Origin of the sequence: Acinetobacter sp. V91_7 (assembly GCF_031799075.1) — a bacterium.
Lineage (GTDB): Bacteria > Pseudomonadota > Gammaproteobacteria > Pseudomonadales > Moraxellaceae > Acinetobacter > Acinetobacter calcoaceticus.
Genome location: NZ_JAVQNT010000031.1, coordinates 195504 through 219831, shown reverse-complemented (window position 1 = coordinate 219831; position 24328 = coordinate 195504). Strand labels below are relative to the sequence as shown.

At 38.3% G+C, this 24328-nt stretch carries 24 protein-coding genes; 18 read left to right on the top strand and 6 right to left on the bottom strand.

The window, feature by feature from the left end:
* Positions 1-35: 35 nt before the first annotated feature.
* From RMB03_RS07500 to RMB03_RS07490, 3 genes are read right to left on the bottom strand one after another with little or no spacing between them, the layout of a single operon-like run.
* On the bottom strand, positions 36-950 hold the full coding sequence (locus RMB03_RS07500; protein ID WP_311075079.1) for an alpha/beta hydrolase: 915 nt from the start codon (positions 948-950) through the stop codon (positions 36-38).
* Complete coding sequence (locus tag RMB03_RS07495; protein ID WP_311075077.1) at positions 934-1833, bottom strand: alpha/beta hydrolase; 900 nt, start codon at positions 1831-1833, stop codon at positions 934-936. The genes RMB03_RS07500 and RMB03_RS07495 overlap by 17 nt, the downstream gene beginning before the upstream one ends.
* Before the next feature lie 19 nt (positions 1834-1852).
* A complete protein-coding gene (locus tag RMB03_RS07490) occupies positions 1853-2905 on the bottom strand; it encodes a sugar phosphate isomerase/epimerase family protein (RefSeq protein WP_311075074.1) in 1053 nt (350 codons plus the stop codon).
* A gap of 180 nt (positions 2906-3085) precedes the next feature.
* On the opposite strand from RMB03_RS07490, the gene RMB03_RS07485 reads away from it, so the two are divergent.
* The gene (locus RMB03_RS07485) at positions 3086-3685 is read left to right on the top strand and encodes a TetR/AcrR family transcriptional regulator (protein WP_311075072.1); all 600 of its coding nucleotides are present in this window, start codon (positions 3086-3088) and stop codon (positions 3683-3685) included.
* A gap of 113 nt (positions 3686-3798) precedes the next feature.
* On the opposite strand, the gene RMB03_RS07480 is transcribed toward RMB03_RS07485, so the two are convergent.
* On the bottom strand, positions 3799-4695 hold the full coding sequence (locus tag RMB03_RS07480) for a LysR family transcriptional regulator (RefSeq protein ID WP_311075070.1): 897 nt from the start codon (positions 4693-4695) through the stop codon (positions 3799-3801).
* A 116-nt stretch (positions 4696-4811) separates the two neighbouring features.
* Here RMB03_RS07480 and RMB03_RS07475 point away from each other — a divergent pair, with 116 nt between their 5' ends.
* The 7 genes from RMB03_RS07475 to RMB03_RS07445 all read left to right on the top strand — a co-directional run bounded on the left by RMB03_RS07475 (position 4812) and on the right by RMB03_RS07445 (position 11267).
* Positions 4812-6002 (top strand): serine hydrolase domain-containing protein, encoded by a 1191-nt coding sequence (locus tag RMB03_RS07475; protein WP_311075069.1) that lies wholly within the window; start codon positions 4812-4814, stop codon positions 6000-6002.
* On the top strand, positions 5999-7162 hold the full coding sequence (locus RMB03_RS07470) for an MFS transporter (RefSeq protein ID WP_311075068.1): 1164 nt from the start codon (positions 5999-6001) through the stop codon (positions 7160-7162). Before RMB03_RS07475 ends, RMB03_RS07470 begins: the two co-directional genes overlap by 4 nt.
* 655 nt (positions 7163-7817) lie before the next feature.
* Positions 7818-8372, top strand: coding sequence for a TetR/AcrR family transcriptional regulator (locus RMB03_RS07465; RefSeq protein WP_311075409.1), 555 nt, complete (start codon positions 7818-7820; stop codon positions 8370-8372).
* Between the two features lie 268 nt (positions 8373-8640).
* Positions 8641-9345 (top strand): hypothetical protein, encoded by a 705-nt coding sequence (locus tag RMB03_RS07460; protein ID WP_311075066.1) that lies wholly within the window; start codon positions 8641-8643, stop codon positions 9343-9345.
* Positions 9346-9536: 191 nt separating this feature from the next.
* Positions 9537-10094 (top strand): hypothetical protein, encoded by a 558-nt coding sequence (locus RMB03_RS07455; protein WP_311075064.1) that lies wholly within the window; start codon positions 9537-9539, stop codon positions 10092-10094.
* A gap of 2 nt (positions 10095-10096) precedes the next feature.
* Entirely contained in the window at positions 10097-10789 is a 693-nt protein-coding gene (locus RMB03_RS07450; protein WP_311075062.1) for a hypothetical protein, read from the top strand.
* A gap of 160 nt (positions 10790-10949) precedes the next feature.
* Positions 10950-11267, top strand: a complete 318-nt coding sequence (locus tag RMB03_RS07445) for a hypothetical protein (protein ID WP_005041709.1) — start codon at positions 10950-10952, stop codon at positions 11265-11267.
* A gap of 96 nt (positions 11268-11363) precedes the next feature.
* Here RMB03_RS07445 and RMB03_RS07440 read toward each other — a convergent pair whose 3' ends face one another.
* Together RMB03_RS07440 and RMB03_RS07435 are read right to left on the bottom strand one after the other, a co-directional pair.
* Complete coding sequence (locus RMB03_RS07440; protein ID WP_311075059.1) at positions 11364-12227, bottom strand: alpha/beta hydrolase; 864 nt, start codon at positions 12225-12227, stop codon at positions 11364-11366.
* Positions 12228-12266: 39 nt separating this feature from the next.
* The gene (locus RMB03_RS07435; protein ID WP_311075057.1) at positions 12267-13610 is read right to left on the bottom strand and encodes an MFS transporter; all 1344 of its coding nucleotides are present in this window, start codon (positions 13608-13610) and stop codon (positions 12267-12269) included.
* A 514-nt stretch (positions 13611-14124) separates the two neighbouring features.
* Between RMB03_RS07435 and RMB03_RS07430 the strand changes: the two genes are divergently transcribed.
* The 10 genes from RMB03_RS07430 to RMB03_RS07385 all read left to right on the top strand — a co-directional run bounded on the left by RMB03_RS07430 (position 14125) and on the right by RMB03_RS07385 (position 24308).
* Positions 14125-14319: a hypothetical protein gene (locus tag RMB03_RS07430; protein WP_311075055.1), complete on the top strand. Its 195-nt coding sequence runs from the start codon at positions 14125-14127 to the stop codon at positions 14317-14319.
* Between the two features lie 250 nt (positions 14320-14569).
* Positions 14570-15028, top strand: coding sequence for a hypothetical protein (locus tag RMB03_RS07425; RefSeq protein ID WP_004642270.1), 459 nt, complete (start codon positions 14570-14572; stop codon positions 15026-15028).
* A gap of 312 nt (positions 15029-15340) precedes the next feature.
* Positions 15341-15685: a hypothetical protein gene (locus tag RMB03_RS07420; RefSeq protein WP_005041708.1), complete on the top strand. Its 345-nt coding sequence runs from the start codon at positions 15341-15343 to the stop codon at positions 15683-15685.
* 124 nt (positions 15686-15809) lie between these two features.
* Complete coding sequence (locus RMB03_RS07415) at positions 15810-16754, top strand: DUF4424 family protein (RefSeq protein WP_311075052.1); 945 nt, start codon at positions 15810-15812, stop codon at positions 16752-16754.
* A gap of 95 nt (positions 16755-16849) precedes the next feature.
* Positions 16850-17761 carry a LysR family transcriptional regulator MumR gene (mumR, locus tag RMB03_RS07410; RefSeq protein WP_017390332.1) on the top strand — a complete coding sequence of 304 codons (912 nt, stop codon included), beginning with the start codon at positions 16850-16852 and terminating at the stop codon, positions 17759-17761.
* A gap of 342 nt (positions 17762-18103) precedes the next feature.
* The gene (locus tag RMB03_RS07405) at positions 18104-19357 is read left to right on the top strand and encodes an NRAMP family divalent metal transporter (protein ID WP_003650999.1); all 1254 of its coding nucleotides are present in this window, start codon (positions 18104-18106) and stop codon (positions 19355-19357) included.
* Positions 19358-19391: 34 nt separating this feature from the next.
* Positions 19392-20156 carry a LamB/YcsF family protein gene (locus RMB03_RS07400; RefSeq protein WP_000496072.1) on the top strand — a complete coding sequence of 255 codons (765 nt, stop codon included), beginning with the start codon at positions 19392-19394 and terminating at the stop codon, positions 20154-20156.
* Between the two features lie 2 nt (positions 20157-20158).
* On the top strand, positions 20159-20974 hold the full coding sequence (locus tag RMB03_RS07395; protein ID WP_080592901.1) for a putative hydro-lyase: 816 nt from the start codon (positions 20159-20161) through the stop codon (positions 20972-20974).
* A 32-nt stretch (positions 20975-21006) separates the two neighbouring features.
* On the top strand, positions 21007-22590 hold the full coding sequence (locus RMB03_RS07390) for an urea amidolyase family protein (protein WP_311075047.1): 1584 nt from the start codon (positions 21007-21009) through the stop codon (positions 22588-22590).
* On the top strand, positions 22590-24308 hold the full coding sequence (locus tag RMB03_RS07385) for a biotin carboxylase N-terminal domain-containing protein (protein WP_311075408.1): 1719 nt from the start codon (positions 22590-22592) through the stop codon (positions 24306-24308). The genes RMB03_RS07390 and RMB03_RS07385 overlap by 1 nt, the downstream gene beginning before the upstream one ends.
* The last annotated feature ends 20 nt before the right edge of the window (positions 24309-24328 follow it).

The window sequence follows — 24328 nt, the reverse complement described above, 5'->3', positions numbered from 1 at the left end:
ACTAAGCAACATGTTTGAATAATGGAAAAATATATCTACATACGAATTTTGCTATAGATAGATTTTACATTCTCGGGACTGATTGCCAGCATGTGAATCGCGCCATGAATCATTCCGTCTAACAAATGAAAATTCACCTGAATACCAGCATCCCACAGTTTTTGAGCATATCTTTCACCGTCATCGCGAACGGGATCATATTCACAAATAAAAATGGTTGCATCTGGCAGTCCATCTAAAGACTGAGCGAGTAATGGGCTTACAAGTTCATTCTGTTTTTCACTTTCATGCGGCACATATTGATCCCAGCAATAAACCATTGTGGATGAGTCCAAACCATAACCTTCGGCGTATTGCTTATAAGACTTGCTACTCATCGTGGCATCTAAGGCTGGGTAGAAAAGAAGTTGATGGCTCACCTTAATTTCTGGATGTTGTTTTGCCATGAGACATGAGGCGGCAGCTATATTTGCGCCGGCACTATCTCCACCTACAGCAATACGGTTTTGGTCAATTCCAAACAGTGAAGCATTTTCGCTGATATAACGGAAGGCCGTAAAAAAATCATTTAAAGGTGTTGGGAACTTAAACTCTGGAGCCAATCGATAGTCCACAGAAAACACAACCAGTTGAGTGGATTCTGCTAATAACCGACACGAGCGGTCCCATGCATCTAAACTTCCCAGACACCAGCCTCCACCATGAGCAAAAACTAAAGCGGGCCGTTGCTCAGCGTTTTCTAGTGAATAGGGAACATAAACACGAACTTCAATTTCCATATCATCTGAAACAGCAACATAAAAACTGTGCTGATAGCTTGCATCATGATGAATGCCTTGCTGATCAATAATGTCTTTATTTACTTGTTCCCTTAGCTCTTGCAACGAGTTTACAGCCTGTGTGGTTGGTCTGGACTTAAGCCAGCTTTCAATTTCAGCAAGTAGAGGCATCGCTTTTTTCCTGCTGTAAAAAATCTAAAATGAGAGAGCTAAATGTTTCTGACTGTTCTTCCATAATGAAATGACCGCAGTCTTTTACAATCGCACTGGTTAAATGCGGTGAAACCTTTTTCATGGTTTCATAAGGTGCATTATCTGTGGCATGTTCAGCGCCTATAGCTAAAACAGGCATGTCTAAGCTTTTAGTTTCTCTGATTTTATTTTGACGAATGGTCTCTGGGATAGAGCGGTAATAATTAAAACCAGCCGTTAATCGACCCGGAATTTTATAGGCTTCAATATAAGTTTCAATCGCCACTTTATCTTTGTGCCACGACCATTTATCAAACATATAATTTAAATAAGTATCTTCACGGCCTGTGATTAAAGCTTCGGGTAAATCTAGCGTTTGATTAAACATGAAATGCCAAAGAAAGATATTTTCACTAGGCTCAACAAAAATAGGAGGTGCAGGTGCCAAACCGGGAATTACAGCTTCTGTTACCGCAAGACGAGTCACTGACTCAGGAAAGTCAGATGCAAGCGCATAGGCAACCCACATCCCAATATCATGACCCACAACCGAATAAGTTGGATATTCAAGTTCAGTCATGAGCATCGATAAAATTTTAGCAATACGCCCAGTATCGTAACTTCCATCCAGTGGAGCTGAATTTCCTGTTCCGGGTAAATCAACTGCGATTGCTTGATAACCCTGTTTCGCCAGTTCAACCATGACTTTGTGCCACGCGTACCATGTCTGCGGCCAGCCTGGAATAAGCAATACAGCTGGACCTTCCCCTAAGGTGACGTAGTGTAATTTTTTACTTTCGATGTGAATGTAATGATGTTGGAATTCGTTATGTGAGTTTTCATTGAATAATTGAGTTTTCATGTTGATCTCTTACGATTCCTTAAATACCTAATAACTGATTAATTTGAGTCTGATTCACAGGGGCAGCCGCAAAGTCATCAAACACTTTATCGGTGACATGAATAATATTTTGCTTAATAAATTCGGCACCTTCGCGTGCGCCATCATCCTTATTTTTCAGGCAGCATTCCCATTCCAACGTTGCCCAGCCTTCGTAGTCGTAATGCGCTAACTTGGAAAAAATCGCTTTAAAGTCAACTTGACCATCACCCGTAGAACGGAATCGAGCTGCTCGATTTCCCCAGCTTTGATAGCCGCTATACATTCCTTGGCGGCCTGTTGGATTAAATTCGGCATCTTTAACATGAAACATGCGAATGAAATCTTTATAGATATCGATATATTCCACATAGTTCAGTTGCTGCAAAACAAAATGGCTTGGGTCAAAAAGAATGTTGCAACGTGGGTGGTTATGAGTTCGCTCTAAAAACATTTCAAATGTAATGCCGTCATGCAAATCTTCACCGGGGTGAATTTCATAGCAAAGGTTGACGTCTTGTTCATCACAAGCATTCAAAATAGGAAGCCAGCGACGCGCTAATTCATCAAACGCCGTTTCGATGAGTCCTGACGGTCTTTGAGGAAATGGAAATACATAAGGCCACGCCAAAGAGCCTGAAAATGTCCCCATGTCTTTAAGTCCTAAGCGGGCAGAAGCTTGAATTGAAGCGAGCATTTGCTGTTTTGCCCACTCGGTTCTAGCCGCTGAATTGCCATGCAAATGAGATGGGGCAAAGTTATCGCACATTGAGTCATAAGCAGGGTGCACAGCCATTAACTGCCCAAAGATATGAGTTGTTAACTCACTAATTTTTAAGCCATTATTGTTTAAAGTACCTAATATTTCATCGCAATAATCTTGGCTTTCTGCTGCCAAATTGACATCAAATAAACGCTTATCCCAAGCAGGAAGTTGTACCGCTTCAAAGCCTTGGTTTGCTACCCAAGCAGCAATATCTTCTAGACGGTTAAAAGGGAAAACATCATCGCTAAATTGAGCAAGATGAATACTAGGGCCTTTGATGGTTTTCATAATAAAACCTAATTAGTTGTCGATCGACAAACAATAGGCTGAATTTTGGATAAAAACAACTTTTTATTTGAAAATCAAAACAAAACTGGACTATTTTGAATAAATCTCTTTGATTTATTTGTGAAAATATTTTTTTCGAATAATAATGAAAACACGTACTAAGTTTGATAAAGGGTCATTATGGCTGGCAGACCAAGAGAGTTTGATCGAGAAGAAGCCCTCGTAAAAGCGAGAGATTTCTTCTGGCTTCACGGCTATGAAGGCACATCAATGTCAGATTTAGTTGAAGTTTTGGGGATTGCCTCAGCTCGAATTTATAAAGCATTTGGCTCAAAAGAGGCTTTGTTTAGAGAGGCTGTAAATCACTATGAAAAGAACGAAGGTAATTTCGCGTTAAATGCTTTAAAGCAAAAAAATATTAAGGATGCAATCAGCCAATTATTTCAAGATGCGCTAACGCTTTACACGCAAGCCAATCACTCGTATGGGTGCATGGTTGTGTCGGCAGCGAGTGTGCTAGGCGAAGAAAACCAAGCTGTTTTAGACTGGATGAAAGCACAGCGTATTGCACGGGGCCAAAGTCTGGTCGAACGATTTGTTCAAGCAAAATCAGATGGTCAATTGGTTACAGATGCTGACCCTAAAATCTTAGGGCAATATTACGCGCTCGTTCTGCATGGGCTATCGGTTCAGGCAAGAGATGGATATTCGCAAGAAGAGCTTTCTCAAGTGATTCATTTTGCATTAAAAAATCTAGATCAATATGTTGTAAGCGTTTAATAAGTTGGTGTTTACTTTAATGGAAATAAGTCATCATTAAATGCTTAAAACATAAAGTATATTATTTTTGAAATTAAAACGAAGATTGTGTCTAGAACCATCTTTCTAGCACATCACATTCTTGATTTTTCAAACATACGTTCAGACAAGAAATTAACAAATGCTCGAACTTTCGGAGAGGGATGTTTACTTGCAGGCCAGAGTACATTAAATACGCCAGTTCTATCGATAAACTCCGGTAATACTTGAACTAGTTGATTGGTACTCAACAATTCTTTGATAGAAAAGTCAGGTAGGCAAGCAATTCCTCGACCTTTCAGTGCAAAACAAACTCGTGTCTCAATATTATTACAAATCATCGATATTGGCAGTTGTAAGTCCGGTTCGGTTTCGGTTGTTTTTAAGGGCCATTTTTCAAGCTTGCCGCTATGAGAAAATCGATAATGTAAACAAGAGTGTTCTAATAAATCAGCAGGTACTATCGGGGTTCCACGTTGAAGTAAATAGGCAGGAGAGGCTACAAGTAATTGTCTAAAAGTCCCCAGTTTCAAGGCTTTTAAGCGTGAATCTGTTGGAACACCTGTCCGAACAACAGCATCAAATCCTTCTTCAATCACATCGACCAAGCGGTCTGTAAAATCAAGATCTAATTCTATTTCTGGATATTCCTGCATAAAGTCACCCAGTACAGGTAATACCAGTGAACTCACTAAAGGCAAACTCACACGTAATCGTCCTTGTGGAGACTTGATTGCTTGCGATAACTCCATTTCTGCTGCTTCAATTTCAGCCAGTATGCGTCGACTACGCTCTAAAAATAATATTCCTTCAGCAGTCAGATTAATACTGCGTGTATTACGATGAAAAAGTCGTACACCAATCTTTTCTTCAAGGCGAATCAAGCTTTTACCTACAGCAGAAGCAGAGATTCCTAATGAACGCCCCGCTGCCACAATACTTCCAGTCTCAGCGATTTTAACGAATACTGTAAATCCATTCAGGCTATCCATTCTTTTCTCCTTATTACGGAACAAAACTTCCGTATAACAAGGAACTATAACCGACTTTTTCTTTAATAGGAGTCTTCCTACTATATAAATCTCGAATATGAAAAGAAGTTTTTAATATGAATTCCAAAGCGTTTGAATCAAGTACTACTGTAGCATCGACCTCTTTAAGCCTAGTTCAAAATGTTGTTCAAAAAGCTATAGACAATAACCAGTTAGTAGGTGCTGCGGTTATTGTGGCTCAACACGGGAAAGTGATACATCGTGAAGCATTAGGACTATCTGATCGGGAGCGATCAATGTCCATGACCATGGATACTGTCTTCCGTTTAGCGTCAGTGAGTAAGGTTATTGTTTCAACAGCTGCTTTAGTTTTAGTTGCTCAAAATAAATTGAGTTTAGATGAGTCGATTCATCACCAATTGCCATATTTTCAGCCTAAATTAGAAAATGGAAAGTTTGTTCCCATTACTCTACGCCAACTCCTCAGTCATACGGCAGGCTTGGGTTATCGGTTTCTTGAACCAGATAACGGCGGTGCATATTCACAGGCAGATGTATCTGATGGTATGGATTCATCCAATATTAGTTTGGAAGAGAACGTACGTCGAATTGCTACCGTACCTTTACTTTATGAACCAGGGAAAGGGTGGGGATATTCTTTAGCAACAGATGTATTAGGCGCATTAATCGAAAAAGTATATGGCAAGCCTTTAGATCAAGCAGTTAAAGAATTAGTCACTGATCGGTTGAAAATGAACAATACTGGTTTCGCTGTACCAGATAACCAACATGTAGCAACTGCTTATGTGAGTGATAGTCCTGAACCTCATATTTTATTAGAAGAAGAGGTTGTTTCACCATTTGAAGGATGTGTTGGAATTAGTTTTAGTCCACGCCGTATTTTTAATTCGCAAGCATTTTTCTCAGGTGGCGCAGGAATGGCCGGAACCGTTGAGGATTTTTTTAGCTTATTAGAAGCTCTTCGTCAGGAAGACTCATTATTTTTACCCACTGAATTAATCGCTGAAATGACAAAAGATCAAACGGGTGGTTATGAGTTACCTAATGCACCGGGCTTTGGTTTTGGTCTCGGATTTTCAGTACTCAGAAATGCTCAGCAAGCACTATCACCAGAGTCAGAGGGAACATGGCGTTGGGGAGGAGCCTACGGTCATTCATGGTTTGTCGATAAAAAACATAATCTGAGTGTCATCGCATTTACAAACACACTTTATGAAGGTATGTCTGGAAAGTTTGTCACAGACCTACGCGATGCAGTTTATAAAGCGATAGGAGTAGTCGAATGAGCAGCTCGTACTCAAATGATCGGTTGCCTATCGTTCCTTTACTCATCCTCGCTATGGGAGCATTCGTTACGATCTTGACAGAAGCATTACCTGCGGGGTTATTACCTCAATTAGCTTTGGGTTTAAATATATCTGAACCCTTAGCAGGACAAACAATCACGATATATGCGATTGGGTCTTTATTAACAGCCATTCCATTAACGAATGCTACCCAAAGTATTCGACGTAAACCCTTGTTATTAATTGCTCTAGCGGGTTTTGCTCTGACAAATCTAATTACAACGCTATCTACCAGTTATCTTTTAACAATGGTTGCCCGATTTTTGGCAGGTGTTTCAGCAGGGTTACTTTGGGCTTTGCTCGCTGGATATGCAACACGAATGGCACCAGAGCACTTAAAAGGGCGTGCGATAGCAATAGCAATGTTAGGAACACCATTGGCTTTGTCTCTAGGTGTGCCAGCGGGTACTTACCTTGGTCAATTGTTCGGTTGGCGAATGGCTTTTGGTGTTATGAGTATTTTTGCGATTATTTTAGTGGTGTGGGGAAGCCTCACACTACCTGACTTTGAGGGGCAGGCTACTGATAAACACATCTCTTTAAAACAGGTATTCATTTTACCTGGTGTCAGACCCATCTTATTGACTGTTCTAAGCTTTGTGCTTGCCCATAATCTTCTATATACCTACATAGCTCCATTTTTATCAATTGCTGATTTAGCTAAAAATACGGACATTATTTTACTGATATTCGGCTGTTTATCATTATTCAGCATCTTCATTACAGGTGTGTTGATTGACCAACATTCACGCCTATTAACACTCACTAGCATCATGTTATTTGGCTTTTCCGCTCTTTTACTTGCGGTCATGGGTAATTATGCGGTTATCGTTTATGTGGCAATCGGAATTTGGGGAATCGCGTTTGGTGGCGCTGCGACATTGTTTCAAACTGCATTAGCGAAGACTACAACCAATATGGCTGATATTGCTCAATCCATGTTAGTGACTGTTTGGAATATCGCTATTGCTGGTGGGGGAATTATTGGTGGCTTCTTACTCAGTAATTTCGGGGTGAGTTCTTTCCCTCTAGTACTTTTAATATTGTTATTTATTACATTCATTGTAGTTTGGCGGGCTAAGCAATATGGGTTTCGCTAAAATTATATATTTCATTATAAAAATGTGGAGGGTAACTGATCATTTAATTTTTATTAACTATATTTAATTAAGCTTTTACTTAAATATGTAATTTAATGAAAAACAATAATTATTCAAATATTTTCTAGACAATTTCACATTGACACCTCAAATATTGAAGATTAACATTTGCGTGCTGGCCTACATTGCCAGTCGGTTGTCGCAGACCGATTCACACCCGTATCAGGATTATTTCTCTGAGGAATAATTTTGTGCGGCCTTCTCGTTCCCTCCCGTTGCGGTAGGACGGGAGAGGGACACCCTCGGGTGTGCTGGTTGTGTGACCAGTCTGCGAACCCTCTTCCGTTCTGCCACCATAATTTATAATGTTTTGGCAGAACTCCAAATAAAAAGGAGTTGGCTTTGCACATTCATTATTTCTTGGCAGCCTTTGTCAAAAGCTATAACGACACAACTTAAACTTTTAAAGCAGTTTGATCGCCGTAAGGTTTTCAGGCTTTAAATTATTTCGTCTAAAAACTTAATCAACAATAAAACTTGAGATGTGCCACGCACAGTCTTTATGGGCTTTGCTATGCCTTTTTTCTCCCAAAAAACGGTAGCGGTTTTTATATCTCATTTATATACAAAAATAATTTTCTATAATGGTAAAACTATGCCACATTCAGATCTTCCATTTCGTGCTTTAAGCGTGCTTCACACTTCAAGATTTCTTTTTAATAAATACGGCTTTCATAACGTCGGAGTAGACCGAATTATTGATTCCGCAAAAGTGCCCAAAGCGACTTTTTATAATTACTTTCATTCAAAAGAAAGGCTGATTGAAATGAGCCTAACTTTTCAGAAAGATGGCCTTAAACAAGAGGTAATTTCAATCATCCATGTTCAAAAAGAATTAACTCTAGTTGAAAAACTGCGCAAGATTTACTTTTTACATGCCGACTTAGAAGGGCTTTATCATTTGCCATTTAAGGCTATTTTTGAAATTGCGAAAACACATCCAAAGGCCTATCAGACCGTAGTTGAATATCGGAACTGGTTCATTAATGAAATCTATAAACTGCTTTTAACCACCAATGAAAATGCTTCAAAACAAGATGCCCACATGTTTTTGTTTGTGATTGATGGAGCAATGGTTCAGCTTTTAGATCCTAACAAACCAGATGAAAGAGAGCGGTTGCTTGAATATTTTTTGTTGGGGGTTGGGTGATGAGTTTGTCACTAAATTTTAACTTGATATTTAACAAAGGTAATTTTAGAATCCGCCCAACTAATTTTTAGGAGCTTCAATGTGAGTACTTGTTCGAGTGACAATAGTCGATCGGTAATAGTCTAAGTATCCACTGAAGTCCTTACAGACCTCTTTTTGTGGATGCAAGAAGAGGTTTTTATTTTTATCTTTTCATTTCTATTATTAGCCCATGATTTAATCATGACGGGTTGCAGTACTCGCATATGCTCCATAACTTATGGGAGTGATGCCAGTGGTATTTACTTTAAAGAAACGCTCACTTATTTCAGGTTTCTGTTTATTGTCTTTATCTAACGCTAGCCATAGTGGACGACCTATGGTTGTTGACGATGCAGCTCTTGTTTCACCAAAAACCTGCCAACTAGAATCTTGGATGCAGCATAATCCTGACAACAAAGAATATTGGGCAATGCCTGCCTGTAATTTTGGGGGTAATTTTGAATTTGCTGTAGGGTTGGGAAGAGTAAGTGATGATACTGAGCACGTCAGCTATGCAACCTTACAAGGTAAAACCTTATTAAAGCCTTTAGAAACCAATAATTGGGGAGTTGGTTTTTCTTTTGGCACTCAAATAAATACTAAAGATTCTTCAAAGAAAGATTGGACGGTCAATGTTCCATTAAGTATTTCTACTTTCGATGATAAATTTTTAATCCATGCCAACCTTGGTTGGTTACGTGAAAATACCACGCATAAAAACCAGACCACGTGGGGAATTGGAACCGAAACACAACTTACTCATCCATTAACGCTCACTGCCGAAGTATATGGTAATGACCGAAATGATGCCTTTTACCAAACAGGTTTTCGATACATGGTCTATAAAGACTTTGTGCAATTAAACGCAAGTTATGGCAATCAAATGTCTCATCACGATAATACTTTTTTCTCTGTCGGATTTGTATTTCTAACAAAGCCGTTTTTACCTTAATGGTTTAGAAATATCTTAACAAGCTACTTTCAAAAAAGTGCTCTTTTGAACAGGAAAGGGCACAAACAAAGAAATTTAAAAAGGATGAGCACATATTTCTTTCAAGGAAATTTTTTCATTAATTTTTGATTTCATCTAAAACAAGAAGTAAAGTTGCCTCACAAGATATTAAATAAAATGAATGGATTGTTATGAATATTATAAAAGGTACTAATTCCTGGAGATTACTTTCTCTTATATTATTCTTTATAATTTTTCTGGGATTATATTATTTTTTTATTCTATATCCTAAGCATACAGAAAGAAATAGAGTTCAAATTGGCGAAGAAATTTTATCTTCCTTCTTTTGGTTAGATCTAGCTGAGGATAGTGAAATTCATAGTCTTATTTTAAAACGAGGACTAGAATTAAGCCCTCTTAATGATGAGATATATATTAAAGATTTAAAGGTTTTGAATCTATTTTATAGTTGGAATAATAGACATACAGAAATGAACTATATTCTGAATAAATATTCAGACTATCCCTCTTTTGATAAAGATGCTATTCGAGGATTATGTTTAAAGCTCATGTTTGTACAACAATATAATCAAAAAATTCAGCAACAAAATTATTCTTCACCAAGGCTAGTGGCATTAAAAAATATCAATCAACTTTATCTAGAAACTATAACCCCATGGTTAGGTGACATGAAGGCTTTTGACGAGTTTTATAAAGCTAAACACATGATTCCAAATTGTAAGATATAGATATGGCCTCTAAAAACTTTCTGTCTACGATTGCAATGAAAAGTAAGGAGAACAAAGGAAGTATAGCTATATGTTCCATTCTTTTTATTATTCCTTTATTTGTATTTCCTGCCTATCCTAAAAACGAATGGCAGTACGAGCTATATCAATACATCACACAAATTATGCATGTGACTATTGGTACGAAAGGCCCATTACCGTTTTTTACGATTCTTTATAGCATTTACATAACCATAGTCATGTTCTTTCTAGGCTGTACAGTATGTTATTTTTTTATTAAAGAATATGGAATTAATAAAGTCTATCAAGAAGAAATTTATAAATTCCTTTTCAAAGCCGAATTTGAATCTTCAAAAAAATATCCTTGGTTAGAAAATCCTCTAATTAAAAAGACTTTAGTCTCAAGTACATTCGCAATATGTTTGATTATGGGAATTTTTCACTTTATTGATGATGATATTTCTCAGCACAGGCCTAGACGTAAAGGTGGACTTATAGCATTTAGTTATAACTATAGAGTGGGGGTTATGTTCTGGGAAATAGCAGTCAGCTTATTTAGTATTTTTCCGATTTTTTATTTTGGTCTTTTATTCCTATATATCATTAATTATTTTTTCCGCGGATTAGGAACGGGCAAGGTGACTATTCCTATAAAAGTACCAAGCAAAAAACAAAAACGAAGTAGGAAGATATGATATTTCTCTTTTAATGGAGGCTGCAAATTTCACTTTATCTATCAAAAAATCTGACACATTCTAACTTTTGATATCAGATAAATACATTTATCCTAACTGAACTTGAGCACAACCTTTTGAAGTGCTCCTCTTTATGGTTAGATTTTTAGGTATTTAAAAAATGAATAAAATGCACGTAACTTTAGCGGTAATTATTGGCTTAATTGTTGGTGGAGTAATCGGCGCTCTAGGCTACTCTAAAACTGCTGCACGTTATGACGCCATGACCACAGCATGTGTAATGGTAAACCAAGCGGTTGAGCATGGGATCTTGAAACCTGAACAAGTGAAAGAGCTAGGTGAGCTAACAGGTCAAAGCCTTAAAAAAGATTATGAGTCTGTTGCATCCAAATTCAAATTCTCTGAAAAGCAATTAGGTAACGCATCTGAAGGCTCTAATTGTAGTCAGTTTATTGTTGGGGTGAATGCCGCAAAATAATAAGTAGGAAGCCCACAGTGTGTGGGCTTTTTAATGCTTTGGCATAACTCTACAAAAATTGACGAAGCACAAGCAGAATATCAAATGGCTCAGATATTATTTATGAATAAGTTCCAACATATTTTTAAATAACACACTATTTTTGTCAGCAAGAGTATTCACAATATCAAAATGATTATGTCCATGGTCTTTTACTAATGAAACGTTTAAACCCTTTTCTTTGCAAATAGAGTAGAAAAAATCTGTTTGATTATGGAAACCTTGCGTCTCTAGCTCACCTACACTCAGTAGGAGTGGAGCAGAGTTTTCTGGTAGTGGTAAATTCTCATAAGGACTCAGTCCTGTTGCCTGATTTGGAGTGAGTTTAAGCCATCCATTAATAGTGGTATCGCATAAAGGTAATAAATTATACAGGCCACTTAAGCCAAGAGCGCCCTTAATGACATTTTTGGGCAAGTTAAATTCTTCTTGCCAACGATCACTCCAAAGCATAGCAACTAAATGCCCCCCAGCAGAACTACCCCCTATATATATTTGCTCAGGATCTATGCCATAGGCTTTAGCATTATGATAGATCCAAGCAATCGATGATCTTACTTCTCGTACAATTTCAAAAAGTGATGCATGAGGGCAAAGACTATATTCAATTGTAGATACGGCTATTCCATGTGTGACAAAATTTTCCGCCATAGAGCAGGCATCATCTTTACTTTGCGCACGCCAATATCCACCATGAATATAGATAAAAAGCGGAGAGGGCTGCCTCTTTACTGGAAAGATATCTAAGGTTTCTCTTTTAGCTAAGCCATAATGTAAATTATATAAGCCTGTAATAGAGTCTTTGGACTTCTGTGCAAGTCGTGCATATTCCTTCATACAAGAATCAAAATCTGCTACGGAATTTCGCGCGTTGTACTGAATTTCTCTTTCTTGAAGATTAGAAAAAAATAGATCTGCCATATAAACCTCAATAACATTTAACTTAATAGAGAGTAGTGATCAATCAGTACTGATGACCTTAAATTTTTGCTTAGAGATATTTAGTTCTCGATACCATTTAAGTGCCAAACAAATAAAAGCAATAAGGGTAGGTATGGCTAAACTTAAGAAAATTGAACTTAGATCTAACTTCAAAGTAAAAATTAACGAGCCTAATAATGATCCTAAAATTGCACCAATGCGGCTTATTCCATGCATCCAAGAAACACCAGACCCTCTACAGTTCGTAGGATAAAAGAGAGTAGCTAAAGGAAACAATGCGGTTTGGGCGCCAGCTAATAAACCTCCAATCATAAAGATCAGAATTGAAAATAGGGTGATGTTGGTATGGGTAAAGCTGAGAAGAATGAACAACAAAAATGCAGAGAAATACGAAAAAGTAATCACTTTAGTTGGATTTAATCTATCCATAAATCTACACATGATTATGGCTCCGATTACTCCACCGAACGGGAATAACGTAGACATTAGACTTAGTTGTTGTAGATCAAAACCAACTGTCTTTAAAATAGTAGGCATCCAACTAGTAAAAAGATAAAACACTAATAAGCTCATAAAGGAGCAGAGCCATAACATTAATGAACCGAATAAATATTTGCTAAAAATATCCTTAAGTGGATTATTCTGCTCAATAAATTTCTCTTCGACTGATAATAAGACAAGTTCTTTTTCAATTTTTTTACCATGTATCTTTTCTAAAATTGAAAGTGCTTTTTTCTTTTGATTATTAATAATAAGGAACTGTGTGGATTCTGGGAGTTTAAAAATTAATATAAAGGTAAGTACGGCAGGTATTAAGCCAATAATAATTAACAATTCAGACCAACTAAAAATTTTTAATAAATAGGCCGAAAGAAAACCTCCAGATGATACTCCCATTAGAAATCCACAACCAGCTAAACCTGTAAGAAAGGCTCTATGCTTTTTAGGCATGTATTCTGAAACGATTGTACTTACGTTAGGCATAGTAGCACCTAATCCAAGCCCAGTTATAAATCTATAGATAATGAGTTCTCTTGTATTTGTCGAATAAGCCGAGATTATTGTAAATACAGATATGATTAACATGCTGATAATCATTATTTTCTTTCGACCAAATTTATCAGCAAAAACACCTGATATTAAAGCTCCAATACTCATACCTACTAAAGCTGCTCCAAATACAGGAGCTAATTCGGCCTTTGAAATTTGCCACTCATCTAATAAAGATGGTGCTATAAAACCTATGATTCCAGTATCTAGACCATCACAGAAAAATACTAAAAAACCTAAAACAAAGACAACCCATTGGAGGGGAGATAATTTCTCTCTATCTACGATAGTATTCACATCTATTTTATTCATATACATCCCTGAAATTGATTTTAAAATTATTGTGAAACAAAGAAGTTTTGGCATGCTCCATAAGTTTTGGATATTCGTATGTGTTCAAGATTTATTCTTATTTTTATCAATGATGAAAAATATCCATTTCATCCGTATCTATATCCAGTAATTCCGAATATTCACTAGATCTCACCATTGGAGTTAGACAGAAGTTCATCTAAAGGTGGGTTTTTTGATTTCATCATTTATAATTTTCACAATACTTTTATTAGAATTTAATTATGCTCATTGTTTTTATTATTTTAGCGGTCTTCTTGGTTCTTGCACTTTTAACTAAATTTACTAAATGAAATTCTATGCACTTAAAATATCAAAAAAACTGTTTGGTAGAGGCAATGAAGATAAGCGACAGGATCAACTGAACATCCAATCTACAGGCTGCTATAATCGCTTAAGATCACCACAAAATCTAAGGGATAAGCTCGTCTGAAAGACAGGCATCTTGAGATTGCAAACAAGTCTGCTAGGAAATATGAAACGCTATTTAAAACAAACTGAATCGGCTATGACTAATTGGACAACAGAGCAAGACTGTTTCTTGATAGAAAATAATTCTCTCCCAATTCACGAACTCACAGAACACTTGCCTTTTTCTGAGGAAGAAATAAGAGTGCGTAGATCTGTTTTGGGTTTGATGCGACGTGATAAACAGATGAAAACATATTAATTTTACCAATTGGTAAAAAATAATATGAAAGTAAATGTTTCTAATTATCTCTATTCAACCATTCATTTTGTGGATGAGTTATCAAAACCATAATTTTTTTAGGTGTTTTTTAGGCTGTCTTTACATAAGATGCTAATTACTTACAAACTGCACCTATAAGATTACCTTTACTTACACTTCTTTGAGCATAATCAAAGTCATAAAAGATTTTTAGATCAGCACTTTATAACAATAGTACGGAGAGAGGTTAATGCCAAAGTATTTAGCTGTAGCCGAAAAGGTTTATAAAAATATTAAAAAAGATAGCTTATTCACTGATGACATTACTCAGAATCTTAACTGTTTAATTAGTCAGATTCGAAAAGCGATCAAGGGAACTGACTTTAAACTCAAGTTCAACTATATAGATTTTGAAGAGAACTTAACCAAACCTTTAAGTGAATGCAAAGTTCAAATTGACTTGAGTGTCATGCCAAAATTTGCAAATGAAGGAGAGTATCTTCTATGGTTAGCTGGTTTTATTGAACGAATTACGGAAGGTGGAAAACCTAAATTGCCACCAATTTCGCAATTTCTTCCACCAGGTTTTAAGATGTCGAAAGATGCATTTCCTGTATCTGTAGCTCCTCAAAAAGAAGAGCATGCAGACATGATTATCAATTATTTTAAATCTGAAGATTTTAGTAAAACCAATAAAACTCCTTCATAAAAAGAATATAGAAGTGACCGTCCACCACACTTCTATATACTGCTGGTTTAACTTCAGCGACCGCCTTCTGGGGCGGTTTTTTTTGTCTTAATCCCATCCTAACTAACATTTAATATTGTCTAAATTTAGATTTTAGAAAATATTAAATGTATACAAATGTGCAAATATCTATTGAATTATAATAAATAACAATATCTTAAGTGTATTTGTTAATAAAGAAAAATATACGTTTTTCACATAAGCAATGTGTCAAGTAACGCAATTAAACATTTAGCTGTTCATAATCTTTAAAAAAAGGGGAATATAAATAATATGAACGAAAATGCCGAGCTAATTAAATACATAGATGTTGCTGAAAATGTATATGAACGTATTTATGAAAATAACCAAGTTTCAAATAACTTGATTGTTAACCTCAATCGAATTATGGCTGAAATCAAAAAGCAAGCCGAAGAAAAGGATCTAAAATTAAAGTATAACTCTATCGATTTTGAATATTGCCTGAGTTTGCCTTTGGCAGATAGAGATATAAAAGTTGATTTAAGTTTGATTCCTCATTTTGAACATCGTGATGAATGCATTTTATGGCTAACCAATTTTATTGGAAAAATTAGTGTGCAAAAAAGGATGATAAGGCAGAAACTAAATTATCATTAAAAAGAATTGGATTTTAAATGTGTGAATGAACCGTCTTTAGACGGTTTTTTGTGGGTGAAATATATAATATGATTTACCACAGATTGACACTCCATAATTAGAAAATGACATAGAGCGCTTTAAAATGAAAAAGCTTGTAATGACTTTTGCTGTATTCATTCAACTATCGACCTATAGCGTAGCCAATGATTCTACGGGCTATGTCGGTACGGGTGGAATTCAATATCTCAAAAATTCGCAGATTGCCATGCAAAGCGAAGATCTATTTATTAGTAAAAAACTGATTAAGGTCGATTACCTCTATAAAAACCTAAGCAATAAAGAGGTCACTGAAACCATTTTATTTCCCTTACCGCGCATTGATAATTTTTTTGAGTCTGATTTTGCCCATACCGAAGAACTTCTAAAAAGTTTTAAGATAGTGGTGGATGGGAAAAATATAAAACCGGAAATGCATGTCAGAACGTTTATTCAAAAAGATGAAAAATCACCGCTAATTGATGCAACAGACGAGTTTAAGCAATGCGGTTTTAGTGAAAAAGATATGCTCAACCCGTGGCTACGTAATAACTATGATTATGAATATTATGTAGATAAGCTAAAACAATGTAATAAGCCACAAATACAGAAAATTTTAGCCAATTTTAAAAAAGATGATGTAATCCCGTGGTCATCTCAAGTGATCTATAGTTGGAAGCAAACCTTTAAAGCCAATAGTTTGACTAAAATTCACCATGAATATAAACCTTTGGTGGGTGGTTCTGTTGCCTTATATCCCGAGGAAGATAGCCGACAATTTTGTATGGATAGTCAATTTAAGCAGGGCTTAAAAAAAGCCAGTGCAGAAAATTCACCATTTAGTGCTTTGGGCTATATTTTGACGACGGGTGCAAATTGGGCAAAGCCGATTGAAAACTTTAAGTTAACCATTGAGCGTGATAAAGATGAGCTGGTTTCTTTTTGCTGGGATGGCCAAGTTAAAAAGATTAGTCCAACTCAATTTCAGATGACCAAAACCAAGTTTGTACCCAAAAAAGACCTAGATATTATTTTTGTGAGAGTGAAATAAGCCAAACTCAAATAAAAATGAATAAATGGCTAGCCTAATCACGCTAAGAAATTCCATACTATAAAAGTAGAGGGATTTCTAATGCGGGATGAAACGTGAATTTAAAGAATCTGGAAGCTTTTTATTGGGTTGTGACTTTAAATAGCTTCAATAAGGCTGCAACTAAATTGCAAACCACCCAGCCTGCGGTATCTCAAAAAATCACATCTCTTGAAAATGAATTAGGCTTTAAAGTCTTAGATCGAAACTATCGGCAGTTTAAACCAACGCACAAAGGCTTAACTTTGTTTAAGTACGCCGAAAAATTTATGCGACTAGAAACAGATCTGGTGGCTGAACTCACTGAAAATCAGCATCTGACGGGTACAATTCGTTTAGGCGTTTCTGAAACGATTGTCTATACATGGCTAGTCGAATATATCGAAAAGGTTCAACAAGAGTTTCCAAAAATTTCAGTAGAAATTGTGGTGGACCTGACACCTAACTTACAAGAAGGTGTGCGGACAGGGGACTTAGACATGGCCTTTTTACTTGGACCAACGTTGGCTTTTGAATGTATTGAACAGGCATTGTGTGACTTTGAGCTGAGCTTTTTGGCTTCACCGTCATTTAAGGGCTGTGTGGCTCAAATGTCTTTTAAAACTCTCATGTCTCATACCATTTTAACTTATCCAAAAATTACCTATCCCTATAAAGAATTGAAAGCCAGAATGAAAGAACAAGGGATTGATGAACCACTTTCAATTACCAGTTATTCATTGGCAACTCTGTTGCGTTTAGCTGAGCAGGGCTTAGGCATTGCTGTCGTGCCGACCTTAACCGCTTTAAAAGAAATTACTGATGGCCGACTAGAAATATTAAATACACCTATTCAATTAAAAACCTTTCATTTCACCTCAATCTACATTCAAGGAAATGACGTTGCCTTGAAAGAAAAATTGACAGAGGTTGCCGTTAAAGTCTCGGAAAGTGCCATGAAAAGCCTCAATGAAAAAATCCAAAAATAAGCGCTGTTATTATTTTTTATAAAATATTTTTTCTTATTTTAAATAGGCTGCTTGCATGCAAAGTCATAAAAGCAGCTTATGAAGTTTGATAAGTAAAACTTATCCTGATTTTTTAATAAACATTAAATCATTTAAAATCAAATATTTGATTTTTTTATTTTATGTAAAAAGTCTTATTGTCCGTAGGGATTAGCTATGTTTTTATTTTAGTTACAAGATTTGATCACCGATTGTGTTGATTGGGGAACAGGGAATCTTTGTCATTTAAAAGGATTAAAGAATATCGTTTGGGAACGAAATGGTGTTCTTGGTTCAACTTGCAAATAGCGTTGTTAAGCTCAAATGGATGAGGAACGCATTAATATGTCTTTACTGAAATCTTCTTTTTTATCAGATCGCCAATGGGCCATTGTTGCCTCAATCTTTATGATGGCGACCTCTGCAATGGGGCCCGGATTTTTAACCCAAACTGCTGTATTTACAGTGAAGTTAGGGGCGGCATTTGGCTTTGCCATTTTAGTTTCCATTCTGATTGATTATGTGGTTCAACAAAACATTTGGCGAGTGGTGACACTTACTCAAATGCGTGCATCGGATATTGCCAATAAAGCAATTCCTGGCAGTGGTTACTTACTGGCTTTTCTGGTCATTCTTGGTGGTTTTTTCTTCAGTATCGGTAACATTGCAGGTGCGGCTTTAGGTCTAAATGCGCTTTTTGGCCTAGACACAAAGTGGGGTGGTATTTTAAGTGGTGCGTTAGCCATTTTGATTTTTGCTTCAAGAAAAGCAACGCTTGCCATGGATAAAAGCATGATCGTGTTGGGATTGCTTAAAATCCTCCTGATTATTATTGTTGCCGTCATCGTAATGCCACCTGTTGGTCAAGCTGTACATCAAACCTTTGCTCCAGATCAGATTGACTTTGCCATTATTACGACCATTGTCGGCGGTACGGTTGGTGGTTATATCTGTTATGCAGGCGCACACCGTTTACTCGATAAAGGTGCTGTTGGCCCTGAAAATATTGATGAAGTTGCTAAAGCTGCGACCAAGGGCATTATTGTTGTCGGCATCATGCGCTATGTATTGTTTTTAGCATTTTTAGGTGTAGTGGTGAGTGGTGCAAATATTGATTTAGCCAGCCATGATGCCAACCCAGCAGCTCAAGCATTTCAATATGCAGCGGGCACATTTGGTTTTAAATTATTTGGTTTGATTTTCTGGGCAGCCGGTATTAGTAGCACCATTGGCGCAGCATATACTTCAGTGTCGTTCTTTAATGTGTTTAAAAAGAACTTAACACCAAAACAAAACAACTATACGACCATTACTTTTATCGCATTGGCTTTATTGCTCTATGTGTTATTGGGCGCAACTCCAGCAGGGCTACTCATTTTTGTGGGTGGTTTTAACGGTTTAGTGTTGCCAATTGGTCTTACAATTTTTGTGTATGTTGCCGCATGCCGTAAAGATTTAATGGGTAATTATAACTATCCAAAATGGTTGCTTATTTTGGGTGGATTAACATGTCTGTTGACGTGGTGGATGGGCTATATGTCGTTTACGACAGTGTTTAACTATTTGACGAAGCTTTAAGCCAGACTTTGTTAAGTGATAAAGGAATAATGCCATGTTTGTAGATTTAAATAGTGATTTGGGTGAAAGCTTTGGCTCATGGAAAATGGGTAATGATGACCAGATTTTACCTGTCGTGACCAGTGCCAATATTGCTTGTGGCTTCCATGCTGGCGACCCGCTCGGCATTTTAAAAACAGTTCGTAAAGCAGTGGAGCTTGGTGTGACCATTGGTGCTCACGTGTCTTACCCAGACCTTGTTGGTTTTGGCCGCCGTAATATGGATTTGTCACGTGACGAATTGATTGCCGATGTGCTTTACCAAATTTCTGCACTCGATGGTTTGGCAAAAGTGGCAGGCTCAAAAGTGCAATACGTTAAACCGCATGGCGCACTTTATAACACCATTGCACACGACCAAGCTCAGGCAGCCGCAGTGATTGATGCAATTAAAATGTATAACCCTGAATTGGTTTTAGTGGCCTTGGCTGGATCAAACTTAGTGGAACAAGCACGAGCGGCTGGTTTAAAAGTCGTGTCTGAAGCATTTGCTGACCGTGCGTATAACAGCGATGGTTCATTGGTATCTCGACGTTTAGAAGGTGCGGTTTTACATGACTCGGCATTTGTTGCCAGTCGTGTGGTTTCAATGCTTAAAAACGGTGGAGTTGAGTCAATTGACGGTGTATTTACCCCAATTCAAGCCGACACCATTTGCCTACATGGCGACACCGACGGTGCTTTAGAAATGTCGGCAGCCATTAAAGCCGAGCTTGTAAAAAACAATATTGAAATCCGCCCGTTTGTAAACAAAGCATAAGGATGAGCACAATGTATAAGGATATTAAAGTCGACCCAGCTCAGCTTGAAGCCGCTTTAGATGCGCGTTTAAAAATCCGTGCTGGTTTTGATAAACCGACAGCAGGGATGGCTGCGGGCATGACACAGGTCAACATGATTTCGGTGCCAAAAGAGTGGGCTTACGATTTCCTTCTTTACGCACATCGTAACCCGCAAAGCTGCCCAGTGCTTGATGTGCTCGAAGAAGGCATCTATGCAACAAAGCTTGCTGCAGACTCAGACATCCGCACCGATTTCCCACGTTATCGCGTTTGGAAAGATGGTGAAATGGTTGATGAAGTGACCGATGCAAGTGAGATTTATAATGCGCATCCAGATTTGGTGACTTTCTTAATTGGTTGTAGTTTTTCATTTGAAACGGCTTTGCAAGAAGCGGGTATTGAAGTTCGCCATATTCATGATGACACTAATGTACCGATGTATTTGAGCAATATTCAGTGCCAGCCAGCAGGGCGTATTTCTGGAAATATGGTGGTTTCCATGCGACCAATTCCATCTCATCAAATTAGTGAAGCTGTGAAAATTACCGCGCGTATGCCAAGTGTGCATGGTGCGCCTGTACATATTGGGCACCCTGAAAGCTTAGGAATTTTGGACGTAAACAAACCTGACTTTGGTGATGCTTCTCGCATAGAAGCGGGTGAAATTCCAGTGTTTTGGGCTTGCGGTGTAACGCCTCAAGCGGCAGTCATGAACTCAAAAATTCCTTTTGCCATTAGTCATGCACCGGGCTACATGTTTATTACCGACATTCCTGACCGCGCTTGGATTGGCTAATTGGACTAAAGAAGAATTAAAAGGATAAGCAAATGCGTTTTTTATCGGTAAACGCCGATTGTTTTCTGATTGAGCTTGCGAGCCTAGAAGAAACATTGGCGTTGTACAATAAATTGCAAAATACGCAATTGAATGGAATTAAAGACTTAGTCCCCGCTGCAAAAACAATTTTGGTTTTTTTCAACGAGATCGAAACCAATTTTAAAACGCTGGTTGCTTCAATTCAGAGCCTCAAGATTGATTCAGGGTTTGAGCGTAGCGGACAAGAGGTGATTGTACCGATTCGTTACGATGGTGAAGACCTTGCTCAGGTTGCTGAGTTACAAGGTTTGTCTGTGGCTGATGTGATTAGAAAACATCACCAAAGCGTGTGGAATGTCGCTTTTATTGGTTTTGCGCCCGGTTTTGCTTATATGAGCAGTCCCGATCGGCCTTTTACCGATATTCCACGCTTAACGGTTCCACGTAAAAAAATACCGTCAGGTTCTTTGGGCTTGGCTGGAAAATACTCTGGTATTTACCCAAAAGACAGTCCGGGTGGCTGGCAGCTTATTGGTACAACATCGGAAAAAATGTGGGATTTAGAGCGCAAAAATCCAGCACTACTTTTACCGGGCATGACTGTACATTTTGAAGATGTTACGCATCGTCCAACGACAGTGAATGTACCGCACCAAATTACTCGTATAGTTGAGCCTAAGCAATCTACACCACTGTTTAAGATCACTGCGCCAAGTCTACAGATGCTCATTCAAGACGAAGGGCGTTTAAACCAGACCAATATTGGAGTTGGCGTGGCTGGTGCAATGGATTTGTCGGCCATGCACAGTGCTAACCGTGTTGTGGGTAATCCAACCGATACACCCGTCATTGAAGTTTTAAATGGCGGCCTAAAAGCCAAAATGCAGCATGCAGGCGTTATTGCAGTTGCAGGTGCTATTTCAAACATTCGAGTGAAATTTGCTGATGGTCAAACCGTAGACTTTGAAAGCTATCAACCGATTGATCTGGATGAAGGTGATGAATTTCAAATTCAGCCACCGACAGCAGGGCTTCGAAATTATTTGGCTATTCGTGGTGGCATAGACGTTGAACCTGTACTCAATAGTGCTTCGTTTGACAGCTTGGCAGTATTAGGGCCAGAGCCTTTAAAGCTTGGAGATACCATTTATCAAGGACAGGTCAAAGCAGCCAATATTAGCGTAAATGAAGTGGGTAAAAACGATTTGCCACGAGCTGGTGAAGTGGTTGAGCTAGATATTGTGATGGGGCCACGCACAGATTGGTTCGAACAAGGCAGTATTGAACTGCTCTGTCAGCAAGAATGGCTTGTGACCAATGAAAGCAACCGCGTTGGGCTAAGACTTTCAGGGGAGCAGCCTTTAACGCGCAAAATTACCCATGAACTGGAAAGCGAAGGCACATGCATTGGTGCTTTGCAGATTCCACCGAGTGGTCAGCCGGTTTTGTTTATGAATGATCACCCTTTAACGGGCGGATATCCGGTTATTGGCGCTGTTGCTAAACACCATTGGGATTTGGTGGCACAGATACCAGCAGATTGCCGCATCAAATTTAAAAAAATTGCCGAATTTACAGATTTTGAGAATGAATGATGAATACAGAAAAATTATTGATTGCTAACCGTGGTGAAATCGCCGTTCGTATTATTCATGCTTGTCGTGATATGGGAATTGCATCGGTCGCGTTATATGCAGATGACGACATTGGCAGCATGCATGTCGAACTTGCAGATGAAGCATGGGGCTTGGCTGGTGCTACCGCAAGCGAAACCTATTTAAATATTCCTGCCATTATCGAAGTTGCAAAAAAATCGAAAGCGACTATGGTTCATCCGGGTTATGGCTTTTTATCTGAACGTGCCGAATTTGCTCAAGCCGTGATTGATGCAGGCTTAAAATGGGTAGGGCCATCACCAAGTGCCATTGAAAAACTAGGCGATAAAATCGAAGCGCGTAAAATTGCAGCTTCAGTGGGCGCGCCTTTAGTTCAAGGTACGCAAGACCCACTCAACAATGCAGATGAAGCCTTAGAGTTTGCCAAACAATTTGGCTTAGCGATTGCCATTAAAGCTGCATTTGGTGGCGGTGGCCGTGGTTTAAAAGTCGCGTGGAAACTCGAAGAAGTAAAAGAGCTTTATGAGTCGGCAGTACGAGAGGCAAAAGCTGCCTTTGGTCGTGGTGAATGTTTTGTCGAGCAATATCTAGATAAACCGCGCCATGTAGAAGCGCAAGTGATTGCTGACCAACATGGCAACATTGTCGTGCTTGGTACACGTGATTGTTCATTGCAACGCCGTAACCAAAAGTTAGTCGAAGAAGCACCAGCTCCGTTTATTAGCGATGAGATTTACCAACAAATTTTAACCTCGGCAAAAGACATTTGTCAGGCTGCAAATTACGTTGGTGCAGGAACAGTTGAATATTTACTGAGTCGTGATGGAAAGCTTTCATTTTTAGAAGTAAACACGCGTTTGCAAGTTGAGCACCCAGTTACTGAAGAAACGTCAAAAGTTGATTTGGTGGTAGAGCAAATTCGTGTCGCGCAGGGCCAAGCGCTTTCTATTAAAGAAACACCAAAAGCCCAAGGCCATGCGATTGAGTTTCGTATTAATGCCGAAGACCCAGCGCGTGGTTTTATTCCAGCGTTTGGGGTGTTGAGTTTGTTTGAAGCGCCGTTTGGTCATGGTGTACGAGTCGACACAGGCGTTCGAACTGGCTCATTAGTGTCTAGCCACTTTGACTCACTCATGGCAAAACTGATTGTGACTGGTCCAACCCGTGAAGTTGCAATTGCCCGCGCTAAACGTGCTTTAAAACAATTTAAAATTGAAGGTGTAGCTTCGGTTTTAGACTTTCACCGTGCGGTACTTAATGAACCTGACTTTACAGATGAATTTAATGTACATACGCGCTGGATTGAAAATGACTTTAAACAAGAGTTAAAGCCAACCAAACGTGGCATTCCAAACCATCAACAGCCAATGCTGCTTAGCTACATTGAAATTGATGGCAAGTTACACCGTTTAGGTTTACCTGCGGGCATGTTTGCACAAGGCCCAGCAACCGCCGTTCAAGCGCAAACAGCCGAGCCAGAAGTGAGCGCTGAGCATTTACTTGCCCCAATTAATGGAGTGATAAGCGCTTGGAAAGTCGAAAATGGAGAGCAAGTCACCGAAGGCCAAGTAGTTGCCATTATGGAAGCCATGAAAATGGAAGTACAGGTACTGGCACATCGCAGTGGTGTTATTCAGATTGGCGCAGAGAAGGGTGCGACCTGCCATGCAGAAACTATGATTGCGAGTATTAATTAAGTTTTGAATAAATGATTTGG